The 18,118-nt window shown below is 66.3% G+C and carries 16 protein-coding genes and 1 rRNA gene; 10 read left to right on the forward strand and 7 right to left on the reverse strand.

Translation table 11 applies throughout. The annotated features are described in order from the left end of the window. Positions 1-103: ribosomal RNA gene (gene rrf, locus ORI27_RS32030) — 5S ribosomal RNA — on the forward strand; the annotation flags it as partial. Positions 104-162: 59 nt separating this feature from the next. On the opposite strand, the gene ORI27_RS32035 is transcribed toward rrf, so the two are convergent. The 4 genes from ORI27_RS32035 to ORI27_RS32050 form a co-directional block, all read right to left on the reverse strand. After that, positions 163-672 (reverse strand): methylated-DNA--[protein]-cysteine S-methyltransferase, encoded by a 510-nt coding sequence (locus ORI27_RS32035; protein WP_266001258.1) that lies wholly within the window; start codon positions 670-672, stop codon positions 163-165. Then, on the reverse strand, positions 669-2,159 hold the full coding sequence (locus tag ORI27_RS32040; protein ID WP_266001259.1) for a DNA-3-methyladenine glycosylase 2 family protein: 1,491 nt from the start codon (positions 2,157-2,159) through the stop codon (positions 669-671). Before ORI27_RS32040 ends, ORI27_RS32035 begins: the two co-directional genes overlap by 4 nt. An 11-nt stretch (positions 2,160-2,170) precedes the next feature. Further along, positions 2,171-2,584, reverse strand: a complete 414-nt coding sequence (locus ORI27_RS32045) for a hypothetical protein (protein WP_323055699.1) — start codon at positions 2,582-2,584, stop codon at positions 2,171-2,173. Positions 2,585-2,705: 121 nt separating this feature from the next. Next, positions 2,706-3,530, reverse strand: a complete 825-nt coding sequence (locus tag ORI27_RS32050) for a PaaX family transcriptional regulator C-terminal domain-containing protein (protein WP_266001261.1) — start codon at positions 3,528-3,530, stop codon at positions 2,706-2,708. A gap of 49 nt (positions 3,531-3,579) precedes the next feature. On the opposite strand from ORI27_RS32050, the gene ORI27_RS32055 reads away from it, so the two are divergent. Both ORI27_RS32055 and ORI27_RS32060 read left to right on the forward strand, forming a co-directional pair. Further along, positions 3,580-4,749 (forward strand): aromatic ring-hydroxylating oxygenase subunit alpha, encoded by a 1,170-nt coding sequence (locus tag ORI27_RS32055; protein WP_266001262.1) that lies wholly within the window; start codon positions 3,580-3,582, stop codon positions 4,747-4,749. Next, the gene (locus ORI27_RS32060; protein ID WP_266001263.1) at positions 4,746-5,591 is read left to right on the forward strand and encodes an enoyl-CoA hydratase/isomerase family protein; all 846 of its coding nucleotides are present in this window, start codon (positions 4,746-4,748) and stop codon (positions 5,589-5,591) included. Before ORI27_RS32055 ends, ORI27_RS32060 begins: the two co-directional genes overlap by 4 nt. Positions 5,592-5,626: 35 nt before the next feature. Here ORI27_RS32060 and ORI27_RS32065 read toward each other — a convergent pair whose 3' ends face one another. After that, positions 5,627-7,231 carry an adenylate/guanylate cyclase domain-containing protein gene (locus ORI27_RS32065; RefSeq protein WP_266001264.1) on the reverse strand — a complete coding sequence of 535 codons (1,605 nt, stop codon included), beginning with the start codon at positions 7,229-7,231 and terminating at the stop codon, positions 5,627-5,629. Positions 7,232-7,280: 49 nt separating this feature from the next. On the opposite strand from ORI27_RS32065, the gene nucS reads away from it, so the two are divergent. After that, a complete protein-coding gene (gene nucS / locus ORI27_RS32070; RefSeq protein ID WP_266001265.1) occupies positions 7,281-7,955 on the forward strand; it encodes an endonuclease NucS in 675 nt (224 codons plus the stop codon). Continuing rightward, entirely contained in the window at positions 7,955-8,251 is a 297-nt protein-coding gene (locus ORI27_RS32075) for a hypothetical protein (RefSeq protein ID WP_266001266.1), read from the forward strand. The genes nucS and ORI27_RS32075 overlap by 1 nt, the downstream gene beginning before the upstream one ends. Before the next feature lie 3 nt (positions 8,252-8,254). Here ORI27_RS32075 and mce read toward each other — a convergent pair whose 3' ends face one another. After that, positions 8,255-8,749, reverse strand: a complete 495-nt coding sequence (gene mce, locus ORI27_RS32080) for a methylmalonyl-CoA epimerase (protein ID WP_266001267.1) — start codon at positions 8,747-8,749, stop codon at positions 8,255-8,257. Between the two features lie 68 nt (positions 8,750-8,817). On the opposite strand from mce, the gene ORI27_RS32085 reads away from it, so the two are divergent. Genes ORI27_RS32085 through ORI27_RS32095 form a run of 3 tightly spaced genes read left to right on the forward strand, consistent with a single transcriptional unit; the run spans position 8,818 to position 11,346 of the window. Beyond that, the gene (locus ORI27_RS32085; RefSeq protein ID WP_266001268.1) at positions 8,818-9,999 is read left to right on the forward strand and encodes an acetyl-CoA C-acetyltransferase; all 1,182 of its coding nucleotides are present in this window, start codon (positions 8,818-8,820) and stop codon (positions 9,997-9,999) included. A gap of 59 nt (positions 10,000-10,058) precedes the next feature. After that, positions 10,059-10,433 carry a DUF3817 domain-containing protein gene (locus ORI27_RS32090; RefSeq protein WP_266001269.1) on the forward strand — a complete coding sequence of 125 codons (375 nt, stop codon included), beginning with the start codon at positions 10,059-10,061 and terminating at the stop codon, positions 10,431-10,433. A 13-nt stretch (positions 10,434-10,446) separates the two neighbouring features. Continuing rightward, positions 10,447-11,346 (forward strand): tetratricopeptide repeat protein, encoded by a 900-nt coding sequence (locus tag ORI27_RS32095; protein ID WP_266001270.1) that lies wholly within the window; start codon positions 10,447-10,449, stop codon positions 11,344-11,346. A gap of 36 nt (positions 11,347-11,382) precedes the next feature. On the opposite strand, the gene ORI27_RS32100 is transcribed toward ORI27_RS32095, so the two are convergent. Next, positions 11,383-12,693 (reverse strand): hypothetical protein, encoded by a 1,311-nt coding sequence (locus ORI27_RS32100; RefSeq protein WP_266001271.1) that lies wholly within the window; start codon positions 12,691-12,693, stop codon positions 11,383-11,385. Positions 12,694-13,084: 391 nt separating this feature from the next. On the opposite strand from ORI27_RS32100, the gene ORI27_RS32105 reads away from it, so the two are divergent. Then, positions 13,085-16,450: a YncE family protein gene (locus ORI27_RS32105; protein WP_266001273.1), complete on the forward strand. Its 3,366-nt coding sequence runs from the start codon at positions 13,085-13,087 to the stop codon at positions 16,448-16,450. Between the two features lie 11 nt (positions 16,451-16,461). Further along, entirely contained in the window at positions 16,462-18,012 is a 1,551-nt protein-coding gene (locus ORI27_RS32110; protein WP_266001274.1) for a methyltransferase domain-containing protein, read from the forward strand. The last annotated feature ends 106 nt before the right edge of the window (positions 18,013-18,118 follow it).

Below are 18,118 nucleotides of genomic sequence, written 5' to 3' on the forward strand. Positions count from 1 at the left end.
TAGCGGCAGGGAAACGCCCGGACCCATCCCGAACCCGGAAGCTAAGCCTGCCAGCGCCGATGATACTACCCAACACGGGTGGAAAAGTAGGACACCGCCGAACACAATTTAAGTCCTGGGCCCCCAATCTCGATTGGGGGCCCAGGCATTTGTGTATTTGGATCAATCGAATAGTGAGAGATCGGCCGGCATTCGGCTTTTCTCCAGCGCCAGAAGTGCGCGCTTGCGATCAATTCCACCGCCGTATCCGGTCAATCCGCCGGTTGATCCGATGACGCGATGGCACGGCACGATAATGCCGATCGGATTTCGACCGTTAGCCATTCCCACCGCGCGTGAGGCGCCCGGCGATCCGATTTGCATGGCGATTTCCCCGTAGGACCGCGTCTCGCCATACGGAATGGTGCGAAGCGCCGCCCACACTTTGCGTTGGAATTCGGTCCCGACGAGGTCCAGATCGAGGTCGAAGTCGGTGCGTTCGCCGGCGAAATAGGCCGCCAGCTGCTCGGCCGCATCGGCGAACACCTCCCCTTCGGCGGGCCGCCAGCCGGATCGGTCGGGCTCGTGGGTTTGATCCACCATTCGCAGGTGCATCAGGGTCGACCCGATGCCGGCCAAGGTCAGTGGCCCGACCGGGCTGTCGATGGTTCGGTACTGCAGTGTCGTCGTCACGTCTTCTCCTTCGGCGGCCAGTGATTCACAGAATGGTCGAGAGTCGTCCAAAGATGCTGCACCGCATACGACCGCCAGGGTCGCCAGCGCGCACTGTGCGCGGTCAAAGCCCGCACATCGGATGACACCCCGAGCTGTTCGGCAGCAAGCCGTACGCCAAGGTCGGTGACCGGGAAAGCATCGGGATCTCCCAATGCCCGCATCGCCACGATCTCGGCCGTCCACGGCCCGATGCCGGGTACCGCCAACAGCTGCTGACGCGCCTTCTCCCAGTCGCAGCCCGGGCCCAATGCCACCTTGCCGGTGGTCAGAGCGGCGAGCAGAGCGGTCAGCGACCGCCGTCGCGCTGTCGGCATGGCCAGATGATCCGGGTCGACATCGGCCAGTTGCGCGGTGCTGGGGAATGTGTGGGTCAGGCCGCCGTGTGGATCGGTCACCGGGCTGCCGTATGCGGCGACTAACCGGCCCGCATGGGTGCGAGCGGCCTTGGTCGACACCTGCTGGCCGAGAACCGCCCGCACCGCCAGCTCTTCCTCGTCGACCGTCCGCGGGATGCGCTGGCCGGGTGCCTTGGCCACCACTTGGCTCAGGGTCGCCTCGGCGCCGAGCACGTCGAGGACCGCTTCCGGGTCGGCGTCGAGGTCCAACAACCGCCGGCACCGAGCGATCGCCGTCGCGAGATCGCGGACCTGCTCGAGCACCAGGATGCAGCGGACATGGTCGGGCTGCGGTGTCAGGCTGACCACCCCATATCCCGAGGGCAGGCGCAGCGTGCGGCGATAGGCGCCGTCGCGCACCTCTTCGCAGCCCGGCGCCGCGCCCGCCGCGAGATGCCCGAAGACGCCCTCGTACGCGAAGGGCGTCCGCAGCGGTAGCCGCAGCGAGAGCGCCTGCCCGCCGGTCGCGTGGTCGTGCCGATCCCGGTGGATGGTCTTGTGTCGCAGTGCTGTCGGTGTGGTGTCGCAGGCAGTGCGGACGGTGTCGTTGAACTGGCGGATGCTGGCGAAGCCCGCCGCAAAGGCGATGTCGCTGAATGGCATGTCCGTGGTTTCGATGAGCACGCGCGCCGTCTGCACCCGCTGTGCGCGCGCCAGCGCCAGCGGTCCGGCGCCCACCTCGGCCTGCAACATGCGCTCGAGCTGACGTGTTGTGTACCCCACCCGCGAGGCCAATCCGGTGACGCCTTCCCGGTCGACGGCACCGTCGGCAATCAGCCGCATCGCCCGAGCCACGGCATCCCCGCGAACGTTCCACTCCGGTGATCCGGGCGAAGCGTCCGGGCGGCATCGCTTACAGGCCCGGAATCCGGCCCGCTGGGCAGCTGCCGAGCTGGGATAGAAGCACACGTTGCGGGCCAGCGGCAGGCGCACCGGGCAGCTGGGCCGGCAGTAGATGCCCGTGGTCTTGACCGCGGTGACGAACCAGCCGTCGAACCGAGCGTCCTTGGACTGCACGGCCCGGTAGCAATGGTCGAAATCGTCATGCACATCTGGAACTTTTACACGCCTACACCGACAGCACTAGCGGAAAACCGACATCGTGGTCGGCGCGCCCCATTGATCAGATGGTCGAGGTGGGCGGGAAACGAGAAGGGCGGAGCCTTCGTCGGGTTGACCCGCGCGTCACCGGCAATTGCTTCAGCGATGGCATAGCCCAGGTCGTGGCGCGGCCACGCGGCGTGCACTCGTTCGGCGAAACCCGTCGAGAGCCGATGTTTGTCGAACCCATTGATGTCCAACGCGATTCCGAAATGCGATACCGCCTGAACCGGCCCGAAACGATGCACCAGGCCGAGGCTGGTGTGCAGGGCGATCGACTCGTAGTCGGCCCCGTCCGCAGCGGCGAGTTCACGCCCGAACACGTAGCTACCGATGCAATGGTTGGTGATGAATACCGGGGAGACGTCGGTCACCAGCTTCAGTGCGGCCGCGCAGGCAGGGGACGGTCATCCCACCACGGTCCTCCGGCGGGGTCTGGCAGACCAGTGGCCGGAAGGCCGACTACCCTCGGATCAGGACACACACCGCCCGATCTCATCGAAAGGTGGCGCTCAACCGCCGTTTGAATGTGTCGTCGAACTTGCGGTAGGTGTCGCGCATCGCGGCTCCCGGCCAGTCCCGGGGGAGCAGCACGTCAGGCAGCATCGGATCGAGTTGCAGATGGCGGACCACCGCGACCGACAGTGCGAATTGGTGGGCGAAATCGTCGGCGTCGTCGGCCTCGGTACCGAGCTCGTCGCGCATCGCCTCGGTGAGCCGTCGGGCATCACGCGCCCAATCATCGGCATTGAACAGGGATCTCACAGTGCCGGCGGCGATGTCGGTGGCAGCTCGGTGGAAATGCACGCACTGCTGATCCAACACCGCACGCGACCGCGGCAGCCGGGCTGGATCGAGATTGTCCGGGCGCAGCCACACGCCCTCGCGCATTTCGGCGAGGTGCAGCGCGGTGGCGGCCTTGCGTAGCGAGAGCCGGTCGGCCGCCGACCGGCGCTCGAGCGAGACGATCGCCAACTCCCAGGTTCCGTCCCAGGGCCGGGCGCTGTGATCACCGACCCGCGACGCCTCGTCGACACGTTCGCGTCTCTCGGTGAGATTCCCGGCGAGGGTGTACATGCCGTCGACGCTGGCGAGCTCCCCATTGGACACCATCCGCCACAGACAGGTGCGCGCGGCACCGTCGCTGATGCCGAAGAGTGAAGCCATCATGACCAGCTCGCCGACCGGCAGCTGCGGTTGATCCGCACCCAGTAGCGCGGTCGCCAACACCGATCGTGCGCTCAGAGGGCGATCGCCGATCAGGTCGGCCACCCTGGCACGGCGTTCATGGATTGCAGGCACCCGTCCATCATCGCTCATCTCACAAAGTTGTTGACGCGTGATGTCCATAGTGTGATACTTCGTGGGCATGAGCATCCCGACACAGTCGCCGATCGCCGCCGATGCCGAAATCGTCCGCCGCGTCTTGGCCCATATCGACACCGGCACCACCGACGAAGGTGATGTCTGGCGTGAGCCGGTCGAAAATTACCTGGAGCCAACCCGATTCACCGCCGAGTTGGAGACACTCCGCTCGTTCCCGAGTGTGTATCTGCCGTCGGCGGCGATTCCCAGAGCGGGCGACCACGCCGAACGGGTGGCCTTCGGCGTCCCGCTGTTCGCCGTTCGGGGCCACGACGGCCGGGCCCGGGTGTTCCGCAACGCATGCCGACACCGCGCCTTGGCGCTGGTCGAGGATCGAGGTTGCTCGCATGCGCTGGTGTGCCGCTACCACGGTTGGACCTACCGTCTCGACGGCTCGCTCTCACACGTTCCGAAGGCGGAGGCATTCCCCGACTTGGACATGTCCAGTCGCGGCCTGGTCGAGGTCGACAGCTACGAGGTGGACGGACTCGTCGTGCTCGGTCCGCTGCGGCGGATACGGGGCGAGCCGGGACGTGCAGCCGTCGACGCCGCGACAGCGGCGTTGACCGACGGCAGACCGTGGCGAGACAAGCTGTTTCCCACCGAACGGCTGGTACGAGTCGACGCCACCGTGCGGCCGATGAACTGGAAGGTGCTCGTTGAGCAGTTCCTGGAGGGTTACCACATCCGCTCGACCCACACGGACACCTTCTTCCCCCTCCAGTACGACGACCTCAACGTGGTGGAAGCATTCGGGCCGAACAGCAGGATCGCGTTCCCGTACCGCAGCATCGAGCGACTACGGGACCGTCCGGAATCGACGTGGACGACCGACCGGCGGGTGACGTACGTCTATCACCTGTTCCCGAATGCGATGGTCGTGACCTTTCCCGACCAGGTACTGGTGATCGTCATCGACCCGGTCGACATCGACCATTCGACCCTCACCATCTATGCGATGACCACCGGGACCGAAGACGCGGCCGCGGCCGTCCGGGCAGCCGACGGTCCCAGCCTGCTGTCGATGGGTGGTGACGAGGACAACGCGATGTCGGAGGCCGTCCAGCGCGGATTGCGCGCCGGCGCCAACACATTCGTCGAGTTCGGCCGTCACGAGAGCGCAATCGGGCGATTCCACGCGACGCTTGACGAGCGGCTGGCGTGCGCCCGATGACCGATTATCAGCATCTGCTCTACGAACAGCGCGGACCGGTCACGATCATCACGATCAACCGGCCGGATCGGATGAATGCGATCGGGCCCCAGACTCATCGCGAACTGATCGATGCGTGGGACAGATTCCGTTGCGACGACGATGCTTTCGTCGCTGTGCTCACCGGCGCCGGCAACCGTGCCTTCTGCGCCGGCGGTGATTTGAAGGCGGCGTTCGCGGGCGAGCTGGTCGACAGCAGTCCAGCCGAGATCGCGGCCCATGACCGCGGCGAACGGGCGGGAGTGCTGGGACCGTCGCGGTGGACCGACGTCTACAAGCCCACCATCGCAGCGGTGAACGGCGTGGCCTACGCCGGCGGATTGGAGTGGGCTTGCTGGACCGATCTGGCCATCGCCGACGAACACGCGACGTTCGGCGTCACCTGCCGGCGCTGGAATATCGGACTGGCCGACGGCGGCACTCAGCGGCTCACCCGGATACTCGGTTACCGTCGCGCCATCGACCTCATCATCACCGGGCGGGTGATCGATGCGCGCGAAGCCGAACGCATTGGCCTGGTCAACGAAGTCACCCCCTCAGGCACCTGTGTGCAACGGGCCGTCGAGCTCGCGGAAGCGATAGCCGGGCTTCCCCAGCCCGCGTTGCGCAGTGACCTCGAGGCGGCACGTTCGGGCTTCGGCCGTCCACTCGAGGAGGGATTGCGCATCGAGGCTCAGTGCTTCAACCGCTCCGTCTTCACCCTCGAAACCTACGAGGGTCTGCGGCAATTCAATGAACGTGACCACCCGGATCGGCGTGCGGGTGGGCCACCGGTGACGCCGGGTCTGGCCCGAACCGTCTGATCAGGTTCTGCGCCAAGCCGATTGGCCGGCATGGCTCAAGCAGGGACTGCCAGTCGGGTCGGCTGGTCTCGGCCACGCAGTGTCACCGCCTCGCCGAGGATCCAGCGGGCACGCTCCTGCTCGCTGGCGTTCTCGACCGTCACCGCGGACGCCAGCACGTGGCGTTCGGTGGACTTGGCCAGCTCCGACAGGCGCGCGGCCTCGTTGACCGGTTCGCCGATCACGGTGTATTCGAATCGCTCGTTGGCACCCACATTGCCGGCCACCACCTGTCCGGCGGCTACCCCGATGCCTGCGGGGCATTCGGGGACCTCCAGCGCGAGCCGCGCCACGATCGTGCGCGCGGCGGCCAGCGCGTCGTCTTCGGGGTTATCCAATGTGACCGGCGCACCGAAGATCGCCAGCGTCGCGTCGCCTTCGAACTTGTTGACGATCCCGCGGTGCCGGTCGACCTCCTCGATGACGACGGCGAAGAACCGGTTGAGCAGTTCGACCACTTCGATCGGCGGCAGCGTGCTGACCAGTTGGGTTGATCCGACGATGTCGACGAAAAGCACTGCCACATGGCGCTCTTCGCCCCCGAGCTTGGGGCGCTCCAGTTCCGCGGCGGCGGCGACCTCGCGCCCGACATGGCGGCCGAACAGGTCGCGTACTCGTTCGCGTTCTCGCAGCCCGTCCACCATCGAGTTGAAACCCCGCTGCAGCTCACCGAGTTCGGTACCGTCGAAGACGACCAGATTGGCGCTCAGATCCCCATCCTCGACGCGCTTGAGCGCTGCCTGTACCACTCGTACCGGAGTGGCGATGAGCCAGGCCAGAATCCACATCAACAGGAAGCCTGCAACCAGCGCCGCCAGTGAGATGATAATGACCGCGACCTCCAGCTGCGTCCTGGTGAGGTTCTGCAGCAGCAGCGAAAACAATGCGGTCAGACCGATTCCGATCATCGGAACCCCGGAGACCAGCATCCACACCGTCATCGTGCGGCCCATGATGCCCGGTGCCAGCCGATGCGGTGGCGGCCCCGCCGCCAGCGCCTGCGCCGCCACCGGGCGCAGGGCGAACTCGGTGAACATATAGGCCCCGGTGGACACCAGGACGCCGCAGAAGCCCACCCCGAGCGCGATACGCGGGATGAAGTCGGTGTCGTACAACCCGTAGAGAACAGTGAACGTCGCGGTGCCGACCGCCCAGAGCGCCAGTTGGGCCACGGCCACCCGCCACGGGGTGAAGAACGCGTTGCGTTGGTCCATGCGGGTCGGTGCGCGGCCCTCCACCGCCCAACGCAGAGCATTGACGGTGCGGGTGGTGATCCACCAGGTGCCGAACGCCAGCGCGAACGCGGCATAGGCGGGGGCCACCCCGAAGGTCAGCCACGGTGGCACGTCGTGGAACACGCTCGGCACTGGGAATGCCACCGCCACGAACAGTGCCGCCACGAGGATCCCGATGACGTTCAGCGTCAGCAGCGACACGGTGACCAGCGTCTGGATCCGGACCCGCCGGCGCGCCGGGATTTCGTTGACCTTCCCCAGCAGCAAGGACCCGTAAGCCGGGGTGCTGGCCAGCCGACCACTCTGCCGGGTAAGCCGTTCCAGAACCCGGCCCAACCGCTGCGCAACGCTGGGGTGGGAACTCATGGTGGCGTCAGCCTAATTCGTCGCGGGCCGCAGACCCTAAGCTTGTGCCGTGCGCCTCGTGATCGCCCAATGCACCGTCGACTACCTCGGTCGCCTCACCGCTCACCTGCCTTCGGCTCGCCGCCTGCTGCTGATCAAGGCCGACGGCTCGGTCAGCGTGCACGCCGACGACCGCGCTTACAAGCCGCTGAACTGGATGAGCCCACCGTGCTGGCTCACCGAGGAGGCGCAGGACGATTCTTTGCCGGTCTGGGTCGTGGCGAACAAATCCGGAGAACAGTTGCGCATCACCATCGAGAGCATCGAGCACGATTCGAGCCATGAGCTCGGAATCGATCCCGGCCTGGTCAAGGACGGTGTCGAGGCACATCTGCAGGAACTGCTGGCCGAGCACATCGAGCTGTTGGGTGACGGCTACACCCTGGTGCGTCGCGAGTACATGACCGCCATCGGACCGGTGGACATTCTGTGTCGCGACGATCAAGGTCGCACGGTCGCGGTGGAGATCAAGCGCCGGGGTGAAATCGACGGCGTCGAGCAGCTGACGCGTTACCTCGAGCTGCTCAACCGCGACAGTCTGCTGGCGCCGGTCAGCGGGGTGTTCGCCGCCCAGCAGATCAAACCGCAGGCACGCACACTGGCCACTGATCGCGGGATACGTTGTGTCACATTGGACTACGACGTGATGCGCGGCATGGACAGCGACGAGTTCCGGCTCTTCTGATGCCGCGGCGCCGACCGGGACGTCGTAGGGAGGCAGGTCTGCCGCCGCTGCCGTTCCAACGCCGAGTCGAGGCGGGCGCCGACGGCTTCGACTACGAAGTCCGTCCGATACCCGCGGCCCGTGCCGTCAAGATCTATCGGTGCCCGGGATGTGATCATGAAATCCGGACGGGCACAGCCCATGTCGCGGTATGGCGGGTTGACGACGGCGAGGCCGGTCTCGACGACCGGCGGCATTGGCACACGGCGTGCTGGGCCAACCGCGCGACGCGCGGCCCGACCCGCAAGTGGTCCTGAGAGCTAGTGCGACGCGCCCGGCTCGACGAGTTCCACCAGGACGCCGCCCGCGTCCTTGGGGTGGATGAAGTTGATCCGTGAGTTCGCGGTGCCGCGACGCGGTGCGTCGTAGATCAGCCGGACGCCCTGGCTGCGAAGCTCTTCGGAGAGCGCGTCCAGATCGCTGACCCGGTAGGCCATCTGCTGGATACCTGGGCCGCGCTTGTCGATGAACTTGGCGATCGTCGAGGTCTCGTCGAGCGGGGCCATCAGCTGGATCTGCGCGCAGTCGGCGGTCGCGTTCTTCAGCGACAGCATGGCCTCACGAATGCCCTGGTCTTCGTTGATCTCCTCGTGCACCAGGATCATGCCGAGGTGCTCGTGGTACCACTGGATGGCCGCGTCGAGATCGGGCACCGCGATGCCGACATGGTCGACGGCGGTGACGAGCGCACTGGCCAGGCCTGGACGGGCGTCAACTTGCTCAGCGGTCATAACGCAAAGGTAACCTAACCACATCGGATTCAACACTGGGGTTCCGGGAATAGCCGCATCGGGGCGGCTCGAAACGCTCTTGGAGGTAGGAAATGACGACGTCGGTGATTGTTGCTGGGGCACGCACTCCCATCGGCAAGTTGATGGGTTCGCTGAAGGGCTTTTCCGGGAGCGATCTGGGCGGGATCGCGATCAGTGCGGCCCTGGAGAAGGCCGGAGTGGCGGCGTCGCTGGTCGAGTACGTGATCATGGGTCAGGTTTTGACCGCGGGTGCCGGTCAGATGCCGGCGCGTCAGTCGGCGGTGGCGGCCGGTATCGGCTGGGATGTGCCCGCGCTGAGCATCAACAAGATGTGTCTGTCCGGGATCGACTCGATCGCTCTGGCTGATCAGCTCATCCGGGCCGGTGAGTTCGACGTGGTGGTGGCTGGTGGTCAGGAGTCGATGACCCGGGCGCCGCATCTGCTGATGAACAGCCGCGAGGGTTACAAGTACGGCGAGGTGACTGTGCTGGATCACTTGGCTTATGACGGCTTGCACGATGTGTTCACCGACCAGCCGATGGGTGCGTTGACCGAGCAGCGCAACGATGTCGACCAGTTCACCCGCCTCGAGCAGGACGAATTCGCCGCTGCTTCGCATCAGAAGGCGGCCGCGGCCTGGAAGGACGGGGTGTTCGCCGATGAGGTGGTGCCGGTGGCGATTCCGCAGCGCAAGGGTGAGGCGATCGAGTTCGCCGAGGACGAGGGCATCCGGGCCAACACCACCGCCGAATCGCTGTCGGGGCTGCGGCCCGCGTTCCGTAAGGACGGCACCATCACCGCCGGGTCGGCGTCGCAGATCTCCGATGGCGGTTGCGCGGTCGTGGTGATGAACAAGGCCAAGGCCCAGGAGCTGGGGTTGAGCTGGTTGTGTGAGATCGGCGCGCACGGTGTGGTGGCCGGCCCGGATTCCACCCTGCAGTCCCAGCCGGCCAATGCGATCAAGAAGGCCGTCGCGCGCGAGGGCATCACCGTCGACCAACTCGACGTCATCGAGATCAACGAAGCCTTCTCCGCCGTCGCCCTGGCCTCGAGCCGCGAACTCGGCGTCGACCTGGACAAGGTCAACCGCAACGGTGGCGCGATTGCCGTCGGCCACCCGATCGGCATGTCGGGTGCGCGGATCACGCTGCACGCGGCGCTGGAGTTGCAGCGGCGTGGCTCGGGTTACGCGGTGGCCGCGCTTTGCGGCGCCGGCGGCCAGGGAGACGCGCTGATCCTGCGGGCCGGTTGACCCCGTCGCGACAACGACGCAACGTAGTAGCTGACTCTCGGCTGCGGCACAATGGCGGCATGACGAGCACTTTCGATATCCGCAGCACGGCCGGAAGGTTCCGGTTGGTGGCGCTGGCCGAAGCGGTGAGCTGGGTCGGGCTGCTGGTCGGGATGTACTTCAAGTACCTGGGTAGCCCGCGCACCGAGATCGGGGTCAAGGTCTTCGGGATGGCGCACGGGCTGGTGTTCATCGCGTTCGTCATCACCGCAGTCGTGGCCGGGATCGCCTACAAGTGGGGCGTGACGACGTGGTTGCTGGCGTTGCTGGGAAGCATTGTGCCGCTCGGCAGTGTGATCTTCCTCATATGGGCTGATCGGACGGCTAAATTGGCCGCTGGAGCGGCTCCGGTGGCTTCTTCGCGGCCACTGGATTCGGCGCCGTCGACGACGTGACAGACTTGAGGTCGTGACGCGTCCACGCCCTTCGATCGGCCCGGCCATGGCCGGGGCCGTCGACCTCTCCGGTCTCAAACAGCGAGCCCAGCAGCCTGCGACAGGTGCAGCGACCGCCCCTACCGGCGGCGTTGAGGTCACCGAGGCCAATTTCGAAGCCGAGGTGCTGGTCCGGTCCGGCCAGGTGCCGGTTGTCGTGGTGCTCTGGTCACCCCGTAGCGACGCCTCCGTCCAGCTGTCCGAACTGCTCGGCGCCCTCGCCGCCGACGACAATGGGAAGTGGTCGTTGGCCACGGTGAACGTCGACGTGGTTCCGCGGGTGGCCCAGATGTTCGGCATCGAGGCGGTGCCCACGGTGGTGGCTCTGGCGGGCGGACAGCCGCTGGCCAGTTTCCAGGGCATGCAGCCCCCCGAACAGCTACGTCGCTGGGTGGACTCACTACTCGCGGCGACGGCCGGAAAGCTCCCCGGCGCGGCCGATTCCGAGGGGGAGGAGGCGGCCGTCGACCCCGCGCTGGCGCAGGCTCGTGAGCACTTGGAGGCCGGCGACTTCGCCGCGGCGACTGCGGCGTATCAGGCCATTCTCGATGCCGACCCGGGGCACACGGAGGCCAAGGGCGCGTTACGGCAGATGACGTTTCTCGAGCGCGCCACCGCGCATCGGCCCGATGTGGTGGCCGCCTCCGATGGGGCGCCCGACGACATCGAGGCGGCGTTCGCGGCGGCCGATGTGCAGATCCTCAACCAGGAGGTCGTCCCGGCGTTTGATCGGCTGATCGCCCTGGTGCGCAAGACATCCGGCGACGACCGCACCAAGGTGCGCACCCGGTTGATCGAGCTGTTCGAGTTGTTCGACCCGGCCGATCCGGATGTGATCACCGGCCGGCGCAATCTCGCCAACGCGCTGTACTGACGTCGGCTCCCGGGAGTTCGGGACATCAGCCAGTCGTCAGGACGCGCCCTTCTTGGCGCGCGACGGTGTACCGACGGAACGGGCGCTGCTGCCCTTGCCGTGACTACCCTTCACGGTGCCCGTGGTACGGGTGGTGCTGCCCGTCCTCGAATTGCTCGTTGCCGCGTTGATGGCAGTGGAGCTGCCGCTGCCGTCTTTGCCTCTGCTACCCAGGATGCCGCCACGTCCACCGCGGCCACCTTCGCCACCGGTAGCAACTCCGGTAGCACTGGTCGCATCGCCGCCGTCGCCACCATCACCACCGTCACCGAGGACGACAACGCTGCCGCCTTTGCCGCCGTTGCCCCCGATCGCCGTTCCGGTCTCGGTGTCGCCGTTTCCGGCGGTGCCACCTGCACCGCCGGCCTGCCCGAAGCCGGCGGTGGCGTCGCCACCATCGCCGCCGTAGCCTCCGATGGCTGTGCCGTTGATCGAATAGGCGAAGCCGCCACCGACGTAGACGCCGGTGGGGTCGATATAGCCCGAACCTCCGGGGCCCCAGACGAGGCCACCCCGGCCACCGCTGCCGCCCGCGCCGCCGACGGCGCTGACCGTATCCGAGGGGTCGAGGGTGGTGGCATCGTTACCCCAGCCACCCATGCCTCCCTCGCCGAAGAGACCCGCAGCGCCGCCGCGCCCGCCGTTGCCTCCCATCGCGTTGCCCAACGCGGTGAACGCCCAGCCGGAGTTGCCGCCGTGACCACCGGCACCCCAAACGAAACCTCCCCGGCCACCCCTGCCGCCGTCGGCGCCGACGGCGCCGGAAGACGCGGTTTCCAGGTCGGGCAGGGGTGTTCCGTCGTCGTTGCCCCCACGGCCCGCTGCGCCGCCCCAGCCGAGCAGGCCCGCGTCACCGCCGTTTCCGCCAGGTGTGGCCGCCGAAATCAGCGCGCCTGTCACCAGGTCGTACACGGCGTCCAGGCCGCGCGAGCCGGCACCACCGTTGCCCAAGAGCAGGCCGGCCCTTCCGCCGGATCCGCCGAGCGCGCCACTGCCTCCATTGCCGATCAATATCCCGGCATTGCCGCCGTTGCAGGGGGCGGTGCAGGTGGCCGGGTCGGCATCGGCGCCGTCGCCGATGAAGAATCCGATGAAGGCGGGGAAGTCGGAGGTCAAAGAAGCCAACTCGACCGTGTCCGAACGGACCGCCGGGACGGGGGCGGCAACATCGGCCCGAGTCGACGCGGCAGGCGGTGCGATCAGGGCGGCGACCAGCCCCGCAGTCAGCAAGGGGAGGGTGCCGATAGCCGATCGGAGCGAATTCGTCCCTCGGCGGGAGAATGCCGCGGTATCACCGTGCTTGAGCATGTCGGCGGATATCCTCGAGCGTCGCGCTACGTGTTGTCCGGCAACACGATAACGCCGCGCGTGGGCTCATGTGGCTGTTTGGCGGATTAGCTGGATCCCTTGCGGCCTGGCCGGGCGCCGCCGGCCGAGTCCTACCACGGGGCGCTATGGGTGGATGGATTCATCTGCGGTCAATCGTGTTGGCGCTTATGCCGTCTGAGCCGTTCGACCCAGTTGATCCGTCCGTTGGGCGGTTGTTCAAGGTACAGAAACTTGCTCATGGGTAAATATTGCCCCAATGAAAGGGCAACGCACCAAGATCTCGATGCGTTTGCCGGCTCCTGAGTGCTTGGGTATAGGCGCGCGACACGACCGGCCTTCCCGACGCGACTCGCTGGAGACCCAAATGCCAATGCCGACTTCAATCGCGGACCGCACTGTCGAGCCGCCGCGCGCGCTGGTTCGCGCAAGCGATGGCTATGAGCGGAGCCTGAAAGTCGCCAAGGAACAAGCCAGGTACGTCGGGCGCGTCGGTGGTCTTGCCGTCGCGCTGGGTATCGGAGTGGCGCTGGCGGGATTTCCCGCCACGGCGGCTGCGGATACACCGGATTCATCGGATTCGACACCGTCGGAGTCGAAGTCGCATCCGGCGACGTCGGCGACCGGATCCGCCACGCACCGCTCTTCGACGACGACAAGCTCGACATCAACCGACAAATCACCGGATCCGCCGACTCCGCGGTCCACCAGCCGCGGCGTCGGTGAGGTCAGGGCCAAGGTGCGGGCGTCCGGCGGCGTCGACCGCCGTCCCGCGGCTACCCGTACCGGCACCGAGTCCGGCTCGACCACCAGCACCGACCCGAAAAACGACCGCATACCCGTCAAGGCCGGCGCGAGGTCCGACTCAGGCCGCCGGTCGGTGGACACCAAGGCCACCTCGGCGGGGACCGTCGGAGACGGCAGCATTGAGATCGCGGCCCGGGCAGCGGGGGATGCGCCCGCCGACGAGCAGGTCGCGTCGTCGACGGCAGCCGCGGCGACATCGGTGCCCACCGCATCGCAGGTGGCCGACGCCTCGGCACGGCGCAGTTACCCGGTGCGCACGTTCCTGACCAACGTGCTGGGCGCCCTCGGTATCGGCCCGGCGGCAGGGGGAGATCCAGCGCCGGCGCAGACACCGATGCTGATGACGGTCCTGGCGTGGGTGCGCCGAGAGATCGAGCAGACGTTCTTCAACAAGCCACCCACGATCACCTACAACTCGAGCACGACCACCCTGACCACCGACGGCACCATCGTGGGCAAAGTAGTTGCCACCGACCCCGAGGGTGACCCGGTGCAGTACACGGTCAAACAGCAGCCGCCGAGCGGCACCGTCACCATCGATGAGACCGGCGAATTCACCTACACCCCCGCCGACGACAACTTGCTGGGCTACAGCGCGAGTTTCGTGATTGCGGCCACCGATACGGGCTTGCATCTGTACGGGCTGGATTCCTTGCTGCATCCGTTCACCGCGGGAACCACCTTGGCCACGGTTACCGTGGACGTGCCACCGATCAGCCAGCGAACCGACGCCTTCACGATCACCGACCGCGACCTCGCTACCGGCGCGATCACCGGGCAGGTGAAATCCCTTGCCCCCGTTGATGTACCGCTGACCTACACGCTGGGTTCAACCGGCCCCCTCTACGGGAATGTCGTGGTGGACGTGAGCACGGGGAAGTTCATCTACACCCCGACTGAGGCAATCCGGCTGGCCGCCGCCCAGCCGCTGGGCTTTTCCAGCGGCGACGACGTGGACACCTTCACTATCGTCGTCACCGAAGGCGGAGCCACCTCCGAGGTCGACGTCAGCGTGCCGGTATTGCCGGACTACAACGAGGTGCTCTCCAATTTCCCGGTCGGCAACGACCCCGTCGCGATCAGCGTCATCCAGGGCGACAACGACGGCACCAAGGCCATCTGGGTGCTCAACAACGGCGATGGCACGCTGACCGGCTACGACATCAGCACCTACGACCTGCTCTACAGCGTCGACGTGGGTTCAGAACCGGTCACGATGACCCAGGACCCCAACTACAACCTGCTCTACGTGGTCAACGCGGGGAGCAAGACCGTGTCGGTGGTGAGCCTCACCGGTGACAATCTCAGCGAGGATGACACCAACACCCCGACGGTCGTGGACACCATTCAGTTCGACGACACGCCGGCCGATGTCGCGGTGAGCGCCGATAGCGCATATCTGTATGTCACCACCGACGGCGGCTACGTCTCGGTGATCGACACCGCCACCTACACCGAGGAGCAGACCTACGCCGTCGGACTCGACCCGCACGGCATCGCGATCGACTCCTACGGGACGCTGTACGTCGCCAACACCGGCGATGGCACGGCATCGATCATCTACGCCGGTGGCTCCACCACGACCTTCGCGGTCGGCAGCCAGCCGTACGACATCGCGCTCAGTCCGGACGAATCCGAGCTCTACATCACCGACCAGGGCGCCAACGCGTTCTACGTGTACGCGGGTTCTATCGACAACACGGCGAACTATTTCCTGGTCGGCGACAAGCCGAACTCGTTGGCGGTCAACGACGACGGCACGGTCTACATGACCAACAGCGGTGCGAAGACCATCACCCTCTACGACCCGGCCGTGCTCAGCACAACGACCGTCCTCATCGGCGATGACCCCGTCGGCATCTTCCTCGACGAAGACACCGGCACCGCCTACATCACCCTGTCGGGATCCAACGAGGTGCAGGTGGTGTCCCTGGCCCCGCCGGTGCTCAAGCCCGACGACGCCAAGACCAACAAGGGCTTCGACATCAAGAACTACACCAGCGATACCGCGGTGTTCCTCGGCTACTACGATCCCGCGACCGGGACCATCTCGGCGACCAGTGACGATGTCCGCGTGGGCCCCACGCAGGGCCAGGTCTTCGGTGTCGGCGAGGTCATCCACTTCTCGATCTGGGGTTACAAGAGTGAAAAGACCTTCGTCTACCCGGTTTTCGAGACCATACCCGGACCCCAGCCGGCGACCTACTATCTCTTCACGTTGAAGTACAACCCGGATAACAACACCAAATACACCGGATGCTCCGTGGAATCAGGCGGCGGTCTGTGCTCACATTACGACGTCAAGAAGGGCGACAGCACCATCGCGATGCGAGACCCGGAGAAGACGATCGTCATCGTTGATTACGGTGGCAATATCGACAACGCCGCCTACCAGTCGATGGTGATCAACAACGTCTGCCCGGACGGCAAGAGCTCGGATTGCAAGTTCGTTGCGGACAAGGTCCTGGCTCAGCTCATGTCCGATCCAATTCCGGTGGGCAACACCATCGTCAACAATACGACGAACAATCTCGAAATCGACCTCGGCGAGAAGTTCGTCTACAGCCAGACGTCGAGTCTGACGCTCAGCGTCAAGGTGGGCGTATCGGTCGAGAAGTACGTATCGACTGAGGTCACGGCGACGACGGGGCGATCGACCACGGAGTCCGCCGAATATTCGCAACTGATCAAGGTGTTCATCGAGCCCGGCTACACCGGCTATGTGTGCGCCAGCGCTCCGCTCGAAAGGGCTTCGGGTAGCTGGACCGTCCAGCTCGCCAACACCACGTTCCAACTCAACGGCACCATCTACGACTATCCCGACGAAAGCCGGTCGGCGGAATGGAGCGCCGAACAGACCCTGACCGGTCAACCCACCTCGTGCTCCGGGGGCGGCAGTACCAGCGCCGACGGGGATGGTGGGGCGAGCTGACGGGTGACGCGGTGGTGGCACACGCCGCCGCCGACTACGACGCCGCTCCCTATCTGGCGGCCTCCTATCCGAAGACGCAGCCGACGCGACTGGCCGCGGTCGCCACGATGCTCGGACTGTCCCCGCCGCCGGTTGCCAGTGCCCGCGTGCTCGAACTGGGTTGTGCCACCGGTGCAAACATCATCCCGCTGGCAGCGCGCTTTCCCGACATGCAGTGCACCGGCATCGACGTGTCGGGCGTGCAGATTGAACGCGGACTGGATCGGATACAGCGGCTCGGGCTGACCAATGTCGAACTGCGACAGCAGAGCATCACCGAGATCGACGGCGGCGCAGGCCCCTTCGACTACATCATCTGCCACGGTGTTTACAGCTGGGTGCCCGAACCGGTCCGTGAGGCGACCCTTCGGGTGGTCACCGACTGTCTGAGTGACGATGGCGTGGCCGAGATCAGCTACAACGTGTCGCCGGGCTGGTACACCAAGCGCATCGTCCGCGACATCCTGCAGGCGTACGCGGCGGATGCCGGCGATGCGGTCGAGACGGCCGCACGTGTGCGCGAACTGATGGCCTTGCTCAGAAAGGGCGCTCCGAACACCGCGTACGGAGCCGTTCTTCGCTCCGAGGCCGACCTCGTCGACATCGCCCCCGACGACTACATCGTGCACGACCTGCTGGAGCGAGAGAACTCACCGTTCTCGATCGTCGAGTTCGCCGGCGCCGCCCGTAGACACGGGTTGGGCTACCTGGCGGACAGCGATGTTCACCTGATGTTTCCCGACGGTCACGGCGAGCACATAGCCGATGCGTTGCGCCAATTCGCCGACGGCGGCGTCGTGTCGATGGAACACAACATCGACGTGATCACCGGTCGGTCACTGCGGCATTCGCTCGTGGTCAAGCAGGCCCAGGCGGAACACGTTCGATATGCGCTCGGCCCTCGCTGCATGGCGGGTCTACATGTTTCGGGACGCCTGGACCTGGACCGGCAGCCCGGCGCTCGGGCAGCCTTCGTCTTCCACGGTGCGGGGCAACGCAGCCTGTCGACGAACAGCCGACCGCTGGCCGCAGCGCTGTCGGCATTGTCGGCGCGCTACCCGGCCACCGCGACGCCGAATGAGCTGATGACCGCCGGGGCCACTGAGCAAGCGATCGACGAAACCGTCTTGTTGGACGCGTTGTTCCGGCTGCTCGTCCTCGGCATGATCGACATCCATAGCGAACCGATACGCCTCGGCACAGCCAGCGCCCAGTGGCCGGTCGCTTCCGCCCTGGCGCGGCTGGATGCACAGCTGGGGGCGGCCAACACCACCAACCTGCGGCACGAATGGGTGGCGCTGACGCCGCTGGACCGGCTCGTCCTGCCCTGGCTGGACGGTTCGCATGACCGGCGAGACCTCAGCGACAGTGTGCTGCAGTTGATCCAGGACGGCACGCTGGAACTCACCCAAGACGGCGCGACGGTCACCGACGACGAGGGTGGTCGCCGCGGCGCGCTGGCGGCCGTCGAGACGGTCCTCGCCGCGCTGGCGTCGCGCGCGCTGCTCGAACCGGTCGGCTAGGAGGCCGCTGAACAAGGCGGTTCTGGGGCTGAGCTGTGGCACGGGTCGGGGCGTGGATTGGTGGGCGGTCGGCCGGCGAGCGCGGATCGTGGCGGTGGGGGCCTGT

It is taken from the genome of Mycobacterium pinniadriaticum, from assembly GCF_026242045.1.
Lineage (GTDB): Bacteria > Actinomycetota > Actinomycetes > Mycobacteriales > Mycobacteriaceae > Mycobacterium > Mycobacterium pinniadriaticum.